This window comes from Leptolyngbya sp. PL-A3 (assembly GCF_039962325.1).
GTDB lineage: Bacteria > Cyanobacteriota > Cyanobacteriia > Elainellales > Elainellaceae > Vacuolonema.
In genome coordinates this window covers 42,030-59,244 of sequence record NZ_JAMPLB010000027.1, presented here as the reverse complement: position 1 = coordinate 59,244, position 17,215 = coordinate 42,030, and the positions used below count along the sequence as shown (strand labels likewise).

Annotated in this window: 3 protein-coding genes; all 3 read left to right on the top strand. The window is 44.7% G+C overall.

Annotation, left to right across the window (positions count from 1 at the left end):
- Window positions 1-411 precede the first annotated feature (411 nt).
- Genes NDI52_RS19605 through NDI52_RS19595 form a run of 3 tightly spaced genes read left to right on the top strand, consistent with a single transcriptional unit; the run spans window position 412 to window position 17,199 of the window.
- Window positions 412-10,455, top strand: a complete 10,044-nt coding sequence (locus tag NDI52_RS19605; RefSeq protein WP_348256507.1) for an amino acid adenylation domain-containing protein — start codon at window positions 412-414, stop codon at window positions 10,453-10,455.
- 47 nt (window positions 10,456-10,502) lie between these two features.
- Window positions 10,503-13,676: a type I polyketide synthase gene (locus tag NDI52_RS19600; RefSeq protein WP_190775741.1), complete on the top strand. Its 3,174-nt coding sequence runs from the start codon at window positions 10,503-10,505 to the stop codon at window positions 13,674-13,676.
- A gap of 13 nt (window positions 13,677-13,689) precedes the next feature.
- A complete protein-coding gene (locus NDI52_RS19595; RefSeq protein WP_190775742.1) occupies window positions 13,690-17,199 on the top strand; it encodes a bifunctional LLM class flavin-dependent oxidoreductase/SDR family oxidoreductase in 3,510 nt (1,169 codons plus the stop codon).
- Window positions 17,200-17,215 lie beyond the last annotated feature (16 nt).

Below are 17,215 nucleotides of genomic sequence, written 5' to 3'. Positions count from 1 at the left end.
AGCGGAAGCAATACATAAATAGTCAGATATGCTGAGTCTAGATAAAGGTAAAGGATAACCCAGGCTACTTATTAAATCATCTTTAAATTTCTCTTTATACTCCTGATTTGACAGCATCCTATTAATTTATTACTGTATATTCGTGTTGGCCAACGACCCAATTAAAAAGCTTGATTTTTGTATTGTTTTTGTTACGAGCGGCGAACCTCTTTAGGTAGATTTTTTAGGTTCATCCATAAAGTTATTTAAAGTTTTCCTAAGTGTTTCATTTTGGTAATTTTAATTCCAAATGGTATCCAGACAAACATATGTTGGGGTAGGACACAACACGTATTGCAGCTTTCCTTTTTACTCTCTTCATCTATGAATTGCTAATTCAGGGATCAGATCTGGGAACATAATATATTTTTTATGGATTACCCCTTCTGCAATCAAGAACTTCAATGTTCAACGCTGGTTGAATTGCTGCACTGGAGAGCAACCTGCCAGGCTACACAACATGCATTTACTTTTCTGGCAGAAGGGGAAGAACAATCCTCCTGCATGACCTATGGAGATTTAGATCACCAGGCGAGGGCGATCGCCTATAAACTCCAGAGCTACGGTGCTGATGGTGAACGGGTTCTACTTTTATATCCACCGAGTTTAGATTTTATTGCTGCTTTTTTCGGCTGTTTGTATTTGGGATATGTAGCAATTCCTGCTTATCCACCCCGCTCTAGCCGTTCTACAGCCCGGATAAAGTCAATTATTGCAGACGCCAGGCCTACAATAGTTTTGACAACAAAAGCCGTGTTTCCCGTATTCAAGAAATATCTTTTTCAATTACCAGAAATACGACCTTTAGCTTGGATTGAAACGGACCATCTTGTAGAAGATGCAGAATACTCTTTAAAAAATCCAGCAATTAATAGCAATACCTTAGCTTATCTGCAATATACATCAGGTTCCACCTCTGTCCCTAAGGGGGTAATGGTCAACCATAAAAACGTATTACATAATTCGGAGTATATCCGGCAGGCTTTTCAACTAACCACAAACAGCGTATCGGTAAGTTGGTTACCTCACTTCCATGACATGGGTCTAGTTGATGGAATTATTCAACCTCTTTATACAGGTTTTACTGGTTACCTGATGGCACCATCCGCTTTTTTACAAAAGCCTTATCGATGGTTACAAGCAATTTCACATTCTGGAGCAACACATTCTGGAGCACCAAATTTTGCCTATGAACTATGCATCAATAAAATTAACCAAGAACAAAAGAAGAGCTTAGCCCTAAGCCACTGGGCCAGCGCTTATAACGGTGCAGAACCCATTCGTTCAGCAACACTAGAACGGTTTATAGCAGAATTTGAAGTTTGTGGGTTTCGTGCAGCATCCTTTTACCCCTGCTATGGTTTGGCTGAAGCAACTTTGATGGTATCCGGCGGTTCTATCAATCAGTTGCCTGAGAAATGTACGGTTGAGGAGAAGGTACTGGTAAACCATCGAGTAGAAGTGACATCCAGTGGTAAAGAGAAAAAGTATCTCATTAGTTGTGGGCGATCGCACTTAGATACTGTAATTATCATTGCTAATCCTGAGCTAAGAACACGCTGTGCTCCTACAGAAGTTGGAGAAATTTGGATATCTGGTGCAAGTGTAGCTCAGGGTTATTGGGAAAAACCGGAGGAAACTCAACAAACCTTCCATGCATATTTAGTAGACACGGGAGAAGGCCCCTTTCTGCGGACTGGAGACTTGGGTTTCATACAAGACGGTGAGCTATTTGTTACAGGCCGTTTGAAAGATTTGCTGATCATTCGAGGTCGTAATCATTACCCTCAAGATCTTGAATTGACAGTAGAACAAAGTCATCCGGCACTGCACTCGAATTATAGTGCTGCCATCCAAATGTTTATGGCGGGAGAAGAACGCCTTGTAGTTTTTCAGGAAATTGAGAGAAGCTACCTGCGAAAACTTGATATTGAAGAAGTGGCCGGAGCAATTCGTCAAGCTGTAGCAGAGGAGCATGAGTTACAGGTTTACTGCGTCGTTCTATTAAAACCAGGAAGTATTCCTAAAACCAGTAGTGGCAAGATTCAACGCCATGCTTGTCGTACAAGTTTTACGGAAGGAACGCTTAGTGAGGTGGGTAGAAGTGTATTACAGCAAGTGGATATAGAACAAGCTACGGAGCTGAGCCGTAAAGAGTTGTTAGCAATAACTCCCGAAACCACTCAACAGCAATTATTATATCTTCTCAAAAAACAGGTTGCACGATTACTAAGAGTACCTTCCTCACAGTTGGATCCTCAGCAACCGCTAAATCGGTTAGGCATAGATTCCTTAATGGCTTTTGAATGCAAGCATTATTTTAATTCAATTGGCTTGACTGTAGAAATTTCGGATTTTCTTCAAGGTGTGAGTTTAGCGCATCTAGCCACAAAGCTATGGGAAAGCATGCAGTATTCAATATCTCAAGCATCCACTGAATGTATACCTTTACCAGAGCCTCCAACTGAATATCCTCTTTCTCAAGGGCAGTTGGCCCTATGGTTTCAACAGCAACTGACACCGCAGAGTTCAGCCTATAATACTGTTTTCGCAGCGCGGATTCTTTCACCTGTGAATGTGCCAATCTTGAGGCAGGTGTTTGAAGTCTTGAGCGATCGCCATTTCTCTCTACGCACAACGTTCAGTACAACTAACGGCCAACCTATTCAGCGAGTCCGACACGATTTAAGTATTCCTTTTGAGGAGATAGATGCAACAACGTGGAAGCAGAATGAGTTAGATACACAATTGGCAACCTTAGTGAATTGTGTATTTGATTTGGAATATGAACTCCCTGTACGCGTGAGTTTGTTTCATTGCGGAAACGAGAACATTCTCCTCTTGACCGCCCACCATATTGCCATTGATTTCTGGTCCTTAGAACTTCTCTTGAATGAGATTAGTAGCTTATATTCGCATAGACAAAGAGCGATGCCCGATTTGCCTAAGCTGGATTGGCACTATGCCGATTATGTGCGTTGGCAAGCAGCTCTGTTAGCGAGTGACCAGGGCAATCGATCATGGCGTTATTGGCAGGAGCAACTGTCTGGAGAGCTACCAGTACTGGCTTTACCAACGGACAGACCACGCTCATCTATACAAACCTACCAGGGAGGTGTACACCTCTTCTCTCTAAATCAGAATTTACTTAAAAAGCTAAACAAACTTGCCCGAAGAGAAGGGGTAACCTTATACGTGCTCCTCTTGACAACTTTTCAGGTATTACTTCATCGCTATACGAGACAGGAGGACATTTTAGTTGGCTCTCCAATGGCAGGACGGAAACAAATGGAATGGGCCAATGTCGTCGGCTATTTTGTTAATCCAGTTGCCTTACGAGTTAATTTATCTCAGAACCCTACATTTAAGGCGTTACTAGGTCAGGTACAGCAAGTCGTTCTACAAGCGTTGGAACATCAAGATTACCCTCTTTCGCTACTCATTAAGAAACTACAGCCTGAAAGAGATTTGAGCTATTCTCCGCTATTCCAAACCATGTTTGTCCTAGAACAAGCACGGCAAATAGAAAATTTAGCGGCCTTTTGGGCTGGAAGCAATGATTATCAAATTAACTTAGGAGAATTGCGATTAGAGTCCATTCCGATAGATCAGCCAGGTGCTTCATTGGACTTAACGTTGACTGTCCTAGAAACCGAAACTGAGTTGTTAAGTGTCTGGCAATATAACCGCAACTTATTCGACGCTGGCACGATCGCCCGTATGGCAGAGCATTTTCACAATTTACTAGCTGGTATTGTGGCAGAGCTATGCACTCCTATTCAGGAACTGCCTTTGATCAGTGCTGTTGAGCGACAAAAGCTTCTTGTTAAGTGGAATGGTACTGACTACGAATATCCTCAAGATCTGTGCATCCATCAATTATTTGAGAAGCAGAAAGAAAGAACACCCCATGCTATTGCTGTAGTGTTTGAAACACAGCAGATAAGCTATCAAGAACTGAATGAGCGAGCCAACCAACTAGCTCATTACTTAAAAAAGATAGGAGTTAATACAGAGACACTAGTCGGTATTTATTTAGAACGGTCTATTGAAATGCTTGTCGGGTTGCTAGGGGTTTTGAAAGCAGGAGCAGCTTATGTACCTTTAGATCCCGGCTATCCTCAAGCAAGGTTAATCTCGATCCTATCAGATGCTCAGTTGTCCGTTTTATTGACGAGCGAGAATCTCGAAATCAACCTTTCTAAACATAATGCTACCGTTATTGCTTTGGATCGAGATGGAAATGCTATCAAGCAACAAAACCGAAGTAATCCAGATATAGATATAAAACCATTTAATCTCGCTTATATTCTTTACACGTCCGGTTCTACAGGCCAGCCTAAAGGAGTTGCGATCGAGCATCGAAGTACTGTTAACTTCCTGCATTGGGCACGCAGTATTTATACGGCAGAACAACTAGCGGGTGTTCTAGCTTCTACATCAATTAACTTTGATCTATCAGTTTTTGAACTATTCGCACCCCTATGCTGGGGGGGGCAGGTAATCCTAGCTGAAAATGCTTTACACCTTCCAACCTTACCTGCTGCTGAGAAGGTTACGTTGTTAAACACAGTACCTTCTGTAATGGCTGAATTGTTGAGGATGGAAGGTATACCAGATGGAGTTCAGGTCTTTAACTTAGCAGGTGAGCCACTCTCCAATCAACTGGTGAAGCGACTTTATAAGCATTGGCCTGATGCCCAAATATTCAATCTCTATGGCCCTACAGAAGCGACGACGTACTCTACATTTACCCCAGTGGTAGAAGGAGAACACTCACCTACCATTGGACATCCCATTGCTAACACTCAAATATATATCTTAGATAATCATTTACAACCAGTACCTATTGGTATTGTCGGTGAACTTTATATTGGTGGTGCTGGGCTTTCCAGAGAATATCTGAATCGTTTTGATTTGACCACGGAAAAGTTTGTTCCTAACCCTTTTAGCGATCAAGCTACTACCCGGCTTTACCGAACTGGAGATTTAGCACGTTACCTGAGTGATGGGAGCATTGAATTTAAAGGCCGCTGTGATCATCAAGTTAAAGTTCGTGGTTTTCGTATTGAATTGGACGAAATCCACGCAGTACTGATGCAGCACCCAATGGTACAAGACGCGATCGCCCTAGTTCAGCAAAAGCCAGATGAGCAATCTCTAATCGCCTACGTAGTTCCGCGACAAACACAATCTGTCCTCCATGAGTTGCGCTATTTTCTCAAACAGAAACTACCGCAATACATGATACCGTCGGTATTCTTAAGTTTAGACTCCCTACCTTTAAGTCCTAATGGGAAAATAGATAAACACGCTCTATTGAGCATGCAAGCACAACCCCAAAAAATATCCGCCTATAACCTACCCCAAACAAATACAGAACAAGCCATTACACTAATTTGGAAAGAACTCCTCCAATTAGAAGAAATTAGTATTTATGACAATTTTTTTGATCTGGGTGGGCACTCATTACTGCTAGTTCAGGTTCATCGAGCACTTCAAAAGCATTTTCATCGGGATATCTCCATTATTGATTTGTTTAAATATCCAACAATCTACGATCTAGCTAAATATATAACGCTCCAGAGAAGTGAAAAAATTGTGCCTGAGAGCATCCAAAGCAAAGGCCAACACCAAAACTTGCAGAACCCTTATACAGAAATCGCTATTGTTGGCATGTCATGCCGTTTTCCAGGTGCCCCTGATATCGCAACGTTCTGGAAAAATTTGCAAGAAGGCGTTGAATCAATCTCGTTCTTTTCTGATGAGGAGCTACAAGCAGCAGGGGTAGAACCAGACGTATTTCATCAAGCCAATTATATAAACAGTAAGGCTGTCTTACCAGATATTGAAAAATTTGATGCAGAGTTCTTCGGATTCAGTCCCAAACAGGCTCAGGTACTCGATCCCCAACATCGCCTCTTTCTAGAGGCTTCCTGGAAAGCGTTAGAGAATGCAGGTTGCAGTCCCCAAAGTACAAGGAAAATTGGGGTATATGCAGGAGTTGGTACGAACACCTATTTACTGAACAACCTTCACCAAAATAGTGAGATTTTGGATTCTGTTGGAGAATACCAATTATTAATTGGTAATGATAAAGATTTTTTGCCAACTCGCATTTCTTACAAACTTAACCTAGATGGGCCAAGTGTGAATGTACAAACAGCATGCTCTACATCGCTTGTAGCCGTGCATTTAGCCTGTCAAAGCTTGCATAATCGTGAATGTGATATGGCTTTAGCAGGTGGTGTTTCCATTCGTCTGCCGCAACAATCGGGCTATTTGTACCAGGAGGGGATGATCCTTTCCCCTGATGGCCGCTGTCGAGCATTTGATGCTCAAGCCCAGGGAACGGTGCCAGGCAATGGATTGGGAGTTATAGTGCTGAAGCGCCTAGCGGATGCGATCGCTCACAAAGACTGCATCTACGCGGTTATTAAAGGCTCAGCGATTAATAACGATGGTAGTGCAAAAGTGGGCTACACAGCCCCCAGTGTAAATGGGCAAGCATCTGTGATTGCAGCGGCTCAGGCGATCGCAGGAGTTACTCCCGATAGCATCACTTACATAGAAGCTCATGGCACGGGTACAGTCCTTGGCGACCCCATTGAGATGGCAGCCTTAACCCAAGCGTTTCAAGAGAGCACCCGAAAAGGTTTTTGTGCGGTTGGTTCCGTCAAAACAAATATTGGGCATTTAGATGCAGCAGCAGGAATTGCGGGGTTAATGAAAACAGTATTATCTTTAAAGCACAAGCAGCTGTTTCCCAGTTTGCACTTTGAAAACCCTAATCCTCAAATTGATTTTGCAAATAGCCCTTTTTACGTTAGTACTCAACTTCACGAATGGAAGACCGATGGAATTCCAAGACGCGCTGGGGTTAGTGCGTTTGGTATTGGGGGGACCAATTGCCACATTGTTTTAGAAGAAGTCAGTGAAGAGCTTCACGATGCCGAACAGAACAATCATGAGGATACGGTTGAACGCCCTCTGCATTTGTTAACCTTATCGGCAAAAAGTGAGAAAGCGCTGAAACAACTGAAATCAAGGTATCAGGAGTATTTCTCAAATTTCTGTGAAGCGAAACTAGCAGATGTTTGCTTTACAGCAAATGTGGGGCGATCGCACTTTAACCACCGGCTCGCTCTTATAGGCGAATCATCTTCGCAACTCTATGAACAACTGGCTGTTGATAGCCATACCAGTGAATTGTTAATGGGAATGAACCATCATTCCTCAAACATCGCGTTTCTGTTTACTGGGCAAGGCTCTCAATACGCCGGTATGGGACAGCAGTTGTATGAAACTCAACCAACTTTCCGTGCTGTCATTGATCAGTGCCAGGAAATTTTACATCCCTACTTAGATGTGTCGTTGCTAAGAATTCTATCAGGGGCAACGCTCATTGATCAGACAGCTTACACACAGCCTGCCTTATTTTCCCTGGAATACGCCCTTTATCAACTATGGAAATCCTGGGGAATCTCACCTGAAGTCGTCATGGGCCATAGTTTGGGGGAATATGTGGCAGCCTGTGTCGCTGGAGTTTTTAGCCTGGAAGATGCTCTCAAATTGGTAGCGGCACGAGGGCAATTAATGCAGTCTTTGCCTTCCGGGGGTGAAATGGTGGCTGTATTTGCTTCTGAGGATCGAGTACAAGAAACCATACACGTGAATGGTGAGGATGTAGCGATCGCTGCCATCAATACTCCCAACAGTATTGTGATTTCTGGCAAATCTGGGTCTCTTACGACTCTTATAGCTAACTTGCATTCTCAAGGGATTGAAATAAAGAAATTGGCCGTATCACATGCTTTCCATTCACCCTTAATGCAGCCAATCCTGCCCCAGTTCGAGCAAATTGCTCAGCAAGTCAACTATACCCCTCCTAACCTCAAGATCATTTCAAATGTTACTGGGGAAATCATTACTGAAGAAATTGCCACCCCCCAGTATTGGTGCCGTCACTTGCAACAACCTGTACAGTTTGCAACTGGGATGAAAACGCTTGGTCAGCTAGGAAATAAAGTTTTTATCGAAATTGGCCCAAAGCCAACCCTATTAGCTATGGGCCGCCAGTGCCTGCTAGAAAAGGATGGGCTATGGCTTCCTTCTTTGCATCCTGAGGCTTCAAACTGGCAGCAACTTCTTGAAAGCTTGAGCAAATTGTATATGTCTGGGGTAGATGTAGACTGGTCGGGTTTTGACCGGGACTATGGACGGCGGCGGGTGGCCTTGCCAACATATCCCTTTCAACGGCAGCGTTATTGGGTTGAGCCTCCTGCCAGAAAGTTCAAAGAACAAGAGCCAATTAGCACAACCATTACCGATCTACTGAATCAAGGAAAGGTTGAGCAAATCACCTCCTTGTTAGAGAAGAACCACAGCTTTTCGCCTGAGCAGAAAGCGCTCTTGCCTGATTTGTTGTCTGCTTTGGTGAAACAGCACCAGCAGGAATTAACAGCCGCGTCTAGTGAAAATTGGTTTTATCAATTAGAGTGGCAAGTCAAACCACGCCATTCTTCTCCATCTGAATCAACACAGATAAGCGATCCTGGGACTTGGCTGATTTTTGCTGACCAACAAGGGATAGGAGAAGAAGTTGCTAAGCGTTTAGAGGATGAGGGTTATCAATGTTGGATTATATCTGCTGATCACACTTTGCATTCCGAGCAGCGTACTACATGGATACTCGATCCCCTACAGCAAACTCATTTCGAAACGCTCCTTCAAACTAATTTAAGTTCAGTTGACTTACCCTTAAAAGGCATCATTCATTTATGGAGCTTAGATGCTGCACCAACAGAAAATTTAACGCTCCCCTCATCATTGGAACAAGCTCAAATTCTAAATTGCGCCAGCGTATTGCACTTACTACAGGCTTTAATCAAGCATCCTGAGTTGGGTTCACCAAAGTTATGGCTTGTTACAAGAGGGGCCGTATCAGAATTACCTGATAGCAAACCTTTAGCGATCGCCCAGGCACCCTTATGGGGTTTGGGCAAGGTTATTGCTATAGAACACACTCAACTCTGGGGAGGATTAATTGACATACCATCTGATGCTTCATTAGATGATATAACGACGAACCTATTAGCAGAGTTTGTAGGTCCAGAAGGAGAAGACCATTTGGCTTTTCGAGAAGGGCAACGTTACGTTTCTCGTCTCAAACCTAGCCCCGTATCTCTATCTCCAACACCAGGATTTAGGAAGGATAGTAGTTATCTCATTACAGGTGGCCTAGGAGCTCTAGGCATGAAAACCGCCAGGTGGATGGTAGAACAAGGAGCAAAACATTTAGTTCTCATCAGCCGGCAGGAAGTTCTTACTGAGCATGAGTTCTTGAGCCAACTTGAGCAGATGGATGTAAAGCTCTTTATCGCTCAGGCCGATGTATCTCTTCAAGAGGATATGGAAAAAGTTTTTGAGGAAATCGAAGCAACAATGCCACCTTTACGAGGTGTCTTTCATCTTGCGGGAACCCTCAACGATGGTACATTACAACGCCAGGATTGGAAGTGTTTTACGCGTGCCTTGAAACCTAAGGTACAAGGAGCTTGGAATCTACATACGCTCACTCAGAACTTACCATTGGATTTCTTCGTTTTATTCTCTTCAGCAGCATCACTTTTGGGCTCACCGGGTCAAGGAAATTATGCGGCAGCGAATGCTTTTCTAGATAGCTTAGCTCATTACCGTCGGGGATTAGGTCTGCCTGGATTAAGTATTAACTGGGGGCAATGGACCGAGGCAGGCATGTCAGCCAATTTAAGCTGTTACCAAAAATCTAGATTAACAGCTCAAGGATTGAGTACGATCGCGCCAGAACAAGGCTTACAGATATTAGGTAGCCTGATACAGGGAGATTTAACCCAGGTAGGGGTACTACCGATAAACTGGTCTTTATTCCAGCAGAAGCTACCCTTAGTTTCCAACCTGGTGGACGAAATTGGCTCATCCAGATCCCAGGAACAAACGCTGAAACGGTATGAGTTTTTAGAGAGTTTGAAGCAAGCGTCAATAGGCGATCGCCCACACCTTCTGATTGATCACCTTCAAACTCAAACCGCACAAGTACTCGGATTGCCCCCCTCTCAAGTCAGATTCGATCAGGGCTTCGCAGACATGGGACTGGATTCCCTTATGGCTATCGAATTCAGGAGCCGTATAGAAAATAGCTTAAATATATCAATGCCTACAGCACTAATATTTGAACATCCAACTATCAAGAACCTTGCCACATTTATTGGTACACATTTTTTTAGATGGCAGGAAGTGAAACCCGAATTATCTAAAGCAGACAAGCTAGAACCAGTTATATCAGAAGTAGAACAGTTAACTGAGGCCGAAGTCCAAACCGAAATTGCTAGGGAGTTAGCAGAATTAGAAAGCTTAATTAAGAAAACAGATATCTAATACATCATCTGCATAAATTATACGAATAGATTGGGAAGAAAGACGGTATGACCCAAACTGATGACAAAATTGCAGAGCTAACTTCATCTCAACGCTTATTACTAGCTCTCAAAGAAGCGAAAGCACAGCTTGAGCATGCCGATCGCTCAAAGACAGAACCGATCGCTATTGTCGGTATGGGTTGCCGCTTTCCCGGTGGTGCAAATAATCCAGAAAGTTTCTGGCAGCTCCTATGTGATGGGGTAGATGCGATCGCAAAACGCCCTCATGAACGTTGGGACAGTAAAGCTTACTATGATCCCGATCCAGACGCCGCAGGAAAGATTTACACTCAACAGGGCGGTTTCTTACAGAACGTTGATCAGTTCGACCCCTTTTTCTTTGGAATTTCTCCTCGAGAAGCAGCCAGTCTAGATCCCCAACAGCGGTTGTTGTTGGAGGTCAGTTGGGAAGCTTTGGAACATGCTGGACAAGCCCCAAACGAACTTTCTGGAAGTCAAACAGGCTTTTTTGTAGGCATTGGTCAAAATGATTATGCCAAGCTCATTCTCAATTCGCAGGATTTGAAAAATATTGATGTCTATGCTTGTACAGGGAACGGTTTTTGCTTTGCTTCCGGACGATTATCCTATGCCTTAGGGTTGCAAGGCCCCAGCATGGCCATTGATACAGCATGTTCCTCCTCATTAGTTGCCGTGCATCTGGCTTGTCAAAGCCTCAGGGCAGGCGAATGCGCGATGGCTCTGGCGGCAGGGGTGCATCTTATCCTCACACCAGAGGTGACGGTGGGTCAATGCAATATGCGGGTTTTATCCCCGGATGGGCGCTGTAAGACCTTTGATGCTTCTGCGGATGGGTTTGGGCAGGGGGAGGGGTGCGGTGTTATCGTACTCAAACGTCTTTCCGATGCAATAGCACATGGGGATAACGTTCTCGCCCTGATTCGAGGATCAGCGGTTAATCATGATGGGCCAAGCAGTGGGTTGACCGTTCCCAATGGCACAGCACAGCAAGAGTTAATTCGCCAAGCTCTTAAAAGCTCTCGCGTTAAGCCCGCCCAAGTGCGTTATGTAGAAACACATGGAACAGGAACTGTGTTGGGCGATCCCATTGAGGTGAGGGCGTTAAGCGCAGTGTTGGGCGAAGGGCGATCGCCCAATAATCCCCTCATAATAGGCTCCGTCAAAACCAACATTGGTCACTTAGATGCAGCTGCAGGAATATCAGGCTTGATCAAAGTGGTACTGGCATTACAACATCAGGAAGTACCACCACACCTACACTTTAAACAGCCCAATCCCAATATTGCATGGGATGAATTGCCCATTACTGTTCCCACCCAACGAACAGCTTTGATTTCATCAGGAGAACCATTAATTGCAGGGGTCAGTTCTTTTGGGTTGAGTGGTACCAATGCCCATGTCCTGGTAGAATCTGCGCCGATACAACCACCCATAGAACCAAAAATTGAGCGGCCCGCACACATTTTTACTCTATCGGCTAAAACCCCAGAGGCACTTCATCAGCTCATCAAGCAGCATGAGAAATATTTGCTGACGAATCCGAAGGTAAGTTTAGGAAATATTTGTTTTACAGCCAATGTAGGGCGATCGCACTTTGATCACCGCTTTAGCATGATTGCTTCTAACACGACGACCCTACGTGAGAAGTTAGTGGCTTTCACAAGTAATCGAGAAGGAGCAGGTCAAATAGGCGTAAAAAGTAGCAATCAGCCTAAGATAGCTTTTCTGTTTACAGGACAGGGCTCGCAGTATGCAGGGATGGGGCAGCAGTTATATGAAACCCAACCTAGTTTCCGAGCTGTCCTTGATCAATGCCAGGAGATTCTGTATCCCTATCTGGATATTCCCTTACTGGAAGTTCTATCTGAACCAAGCCTCATTGATCAGACAGTTTATACGCAACCTGCTTTATTTGCCTTGGAATACGCTCTTTACCAATTATGGAAATCTTGGGGAGTCGCACCTAGAGTGGTAATAGGGCATAGTTTAGGGGAGTATACGGCCGCCTGTGCCGCTGGCGTTTTTAGCCTGGAGGATGCGCTGAAGCTAGTAGCGGCGCGAGGGCGATTCATGCAATCCTTGCCTCCAGGCGGTGAGATGGTAGCTGTGCTTGCTTCCGTGGAGAGCGTACGGGAAGCTATTCAGGTTTATGGTAGGGATGTGGCGATCGCTGCCATTAATACCCCCAACAACGTTGTCATTTCTGGCAAATCTTCATCCGTTACAGCCATCGTCACCAGCTTACATGCTCAAAATATTGAGACCAAGCAATTAGCTGTATCCCATGCTTTTCATTCACCGCTAATGCAACCAATCCTGGCTCAGTTTGAGGAGGTTGCTCAGCAGATGAACTATTCCCCACCTCACCTCAATATCATTTCCAATGTCACCGGGAAGCTGATCACTGAGGAAATTGCAACGTCTGAGTACTGGTGCCGTCATCTACAACAGCCCGTCATGTTCGCCGCTGGCATGGAAACCCTTGACGGGCTAGGTACAGAAATTTTTGTGGAAGTTGGGCCAAGACCGACCTTGTTAGCGATGGGGCGTCAATGCTTACCCGATAAGAAAGGAGAATGGCTTCCTTCCTTACACCCTAAATATTCCAATTGGGAGCAAATCCTCCAGAGTTTAAGCCGATTGTATGTGTCTGGAGTGGATGTAGATTGGTCAGGGTTTGAATATGGTGACGAGCGGCAACGTGTGGTGCTGCCAACCTATCCATTTCAACGTCAGCGCTATTGGATTCAGCCCCCTTCAACGACTTCTAAAAAAACGGCTGAAACTTCCAGTCATTCAGTCACTCTTCGAGAGTTGCTTCGGCCTCTCAATAAACTGGCTCATCTTCCTGGTAGTTACTTCTGGGAAATCGAGTTAAGCAACCGAATTTTTCCATATTTAAACGATCATCGAATTCAAGGGGTTATTGTTCTACCCGGCACGGCGTATTTAGGAATTGCCCAGGCGGGTGCTGATGAAGTTTTTGGCATAGGTTCTTATTTCTTGGAGGACGTAGAATTCCAAAAAGCTTTATTCCTGCGAGAAAATGATGTTCGTAGAGCACAGCTCATTCTTTCTCCAAAGTCTGATGGAGAAACTGCATTTGAAATCTATAGCCAGCTTACAAATGCCGAGCCAAACCATGTATGGATATTACACGCAACGGGCAAGATTCAAATAAATAAACAATCCGTTTAGGTATATTAAAATCATGAAATTTAGCTTATTTAATTTTTCTAGCGGTGAAGGAAGCACGTCCCAGGATAAGTACCGTTTAGTTATTGAAGGGGCAAAATTTGCGGATCAAAATGGATTTTCATCCGTTTGGGTTCCAGAGCGGCACTTTAGTGCAATGGGATGTCTTTTCCCCAGTCCTCAGCTACTGTTAGCTGCATTAGCTCGAGAAACGACACAGATTAATCTACGCGCTGGTAGCGTTCTGCTACCATTACACAATTCCATCCAAATTGCTGAAGATTGGGCAATGCTCGACAATCTTTCCGGAGGCCGAGTCGGATTAGCCTGTGCAACAGGATGGCATCCCAATGATTTCGTACTTTCCCCCCATAAATATCAAAATCGCCACCAACAATTGTATGAGGATATTCAGATATTAAGGCAACTCTGGAGAGGTGAGCCCATTTGGCGTGAAGGCGGTGATGGCAAATCAGTAGAGGTCAAGACCTATCCAACGCCCATACAGCCTGAGCTCCCCCTATGGGTAGCTGCGGGAATGAGCCCTACCACTTTCATCAAAGCCGGTGAAATTGGGGCTAATCTGTTAACTCATATGCAAGTTCATGATCCAGATGAATTAGGTGAGAAGATTAAGCTATACCATCAATCCCTAATTGAGAATGGTTATGATCCCAAAAACTATGAAATCACGGTTTGGGTACAGGCGTTTGTAGAAGAGGATGCTCATCATGCCGTTGAAAAGGCTGCCGCTGCATTAAACGATTGGTATAAATCAGACGCACCTCTAATGTTTAGTGGCTTCTCGTTCTTGCATAAGGGCAAAAAGCTCGATATCACGCAATTAACAGCGGCAGATTTTCAAGATTACGTACGCTTTGTGTGCGATCGCTTAGTTGAGCGAAACATGGCCATATTCGGCTCACCCGAAAGCTGTTGTAAATCCATCCAGAAGTTCCAGGCGATCGGAGTCACAGAAGTCGCCTGTCAAGTAGACTTTGGTCTCCCTTCTGAGTTAGTGCTGCAAAGTTTGCCTTACCTGAAAGAACTCAAAGATAAATTTAATGCTCAGCAACATCTAGGGCAACCACAGATTGTTCAGCATCGTGCATTGACTCCTAAGAAGGAAGCTGTGCAGCAGGACAATCTGCACCTGCAAGAGATCCGCGATCGCTGCCCAGAAGAACTGACCGGAGCCAAATTCTACCAACGCTATCAGCAACTCGGTTTTGAGTATGGCTCCAGTTTCCGAGGAATCGAGCATATCTGGCGGCGTGATGGCGAAGTCTTGGGGCGCGTGCAATTACCCGAAGCGCTACAGCAGGAATCGAATATTGACTTGAATCACCCGGCCTTCATTGACTCCTGCGTACAGGTTCTGCTGGCCGCACTACCTGCTGACATTGGATACCATCCAGGAGTTTTATACTTTGCAGGGATGCGTGGTTTCCATATTTACCAGGCCTTGACACCACAAGTTTGGTGCCATGCGATCGCACGAAGTGAATCCAACTTTACTAATCTCAATCACGTCGAAGGTGACGTTAAAATTCTCAATGAGCAGGGGCAAATACTGGCTGAGGTGCTTGGCTTACGCGTTCGCGACCTCGAACGTGATATGCATGATGAACAACTCCAAGACGAACAACAACAGAATGTCAATGACTGGCTGTATACCATTGAATGGCAACGTCAACCTCGGCCCTCAATGGCTAACGCCCAGCAAACAAACCATAGCGGTAGTTGGATAATTTTTGCAGATAGCTTGGGGGTGAGTAATAGGTTAAAGGTTCTTCTGGAAGCCCAAGGTGATATTTGCATCACAGTCCTATCGGGTGAAAACTACAAGGTTCTAGAAACAGGCAATTATCAAGTTAACCCTACCTGCCCAGAAGATTTCCAGCAGTTATTCCAGGAGCTTGCCCTACTAGAGCAAATTCCCTTACAAGGTGTTATCCACCTGTGGAGCCTGGAAGTTCCAACCGAAATCACTCTTGATTCTTTAGAGACTGCCCAGAAAGTTGGATGTGGCTCTGTTCTGTCCCTCGTTCAGGCATTCACTAAAATCCATTGGCAACATCCAGTTCGCCTTTGGCTTGTATCCACGGGTAGCCAACCTGTAACGTCGCAGGACATGAGCTTGTCCGTTGCTCAATCCCCGTTATGGGGGTTAGCCAAGACGATAAATTACGAATATCCAGAACTACTCTGCACCTCCGTTGATCTCAGTTCTCAAATTTTGCCCCAGGAATGCCAATCTTTGTTTGAGGAACTCTTGTCCCATGAACGAGAAACTCAAATTGCTTTACGGGGCAATCAACGTTACGTCGCTCGACTGGCACAACGTACGGGATCAGTTTCACAGTCCAAGCCAGCTCCTTCCCTATTTGCTTCCCAGGCAACTTACTTGATCACAGGAGGGCTCGGTGCCCTTGGGTTACTGGTTACCGAATGGATGGCAAACCAGGGTGCAAACCATCTGCTACTCATAGGGCGCAGCGGTATTTCTCAAAAAGCACAAGCAACACTGAATCAGTTGCAACAGAAAGGTATTCAAATAGAAGTTTGCCGGGCTGACGTCTCCAATCTAGAGGATATTACTCGAGTCCTACAAACAATTCAAACAACAATGCCGCCGCTCAAGGGCATTATTCATGCAGCTGGGGTTATCGATGACGGCATTTTGGAGCAACAAACCTGGGAACGGTTAACCAGAATAATGGCACCTAAGATTCAGGGAAGCTGGAATTTGCACCAATTGACCCAAAATCTTTCGTTAGATTTCTTTGTCTGTTTCTCCTCAGTTGCATCGTTGTTAGGCTCACCAGGGCAGGGAAATTATGCAGCCGCTAACGCCTTTATGGATGCTCTAATTCACTATCGTCGGGCTTCAGGGCTACCAGGATTAAGTATCAATTGGGGATTGTGGCAGGCATCGGGGATGGCAGCTCATTTGGGAAGCCAGGTTCAAAATCGAATTGCAGCTCAGGGTGTAGAGATGATTTCACCCACCCAAGGTCTACAAATACTAGAAACTCTGTTGAGTCGGAATGCGACTCAAGTTGGAGTGTTACCCATTGATTGGCCAAAGTTTTTACGGCAATTCTCATCGGGCCATGAACCCTCTTTACTCTTGGGAATCGCAGAACAAGTGCAACAACTTGTTAAAAATGAGCAGCCAAACACCGAGAAGGTAGATTTTCTACGACAATGGCAGGAAGCGAATGTGGGCGATCGCCACTCCCTCCTAACCACCTACACTCAGCAATTGGTTGCAAAGGTACTGGGCCACGGTTCTTCACAAATTGACATTCAGCAACCTCTCATCAATCTCGGCATTGACTCTTTTATGTCTGTTGAGCTGAAAAATGCGTTGAAAAATAGTATCAATGCAGATATCCCCATTGTGAGATTTCTTCAGGGTATCAGTGTTACTCATTTAGTTGATCTCCTGGAAGAACAATTGGCTGGTAATCCGGTAAAGCAAGATAACTCACTTCACCAACGTGTTGCTGGTGAACTGTAAAGATGATCTCAAGCCA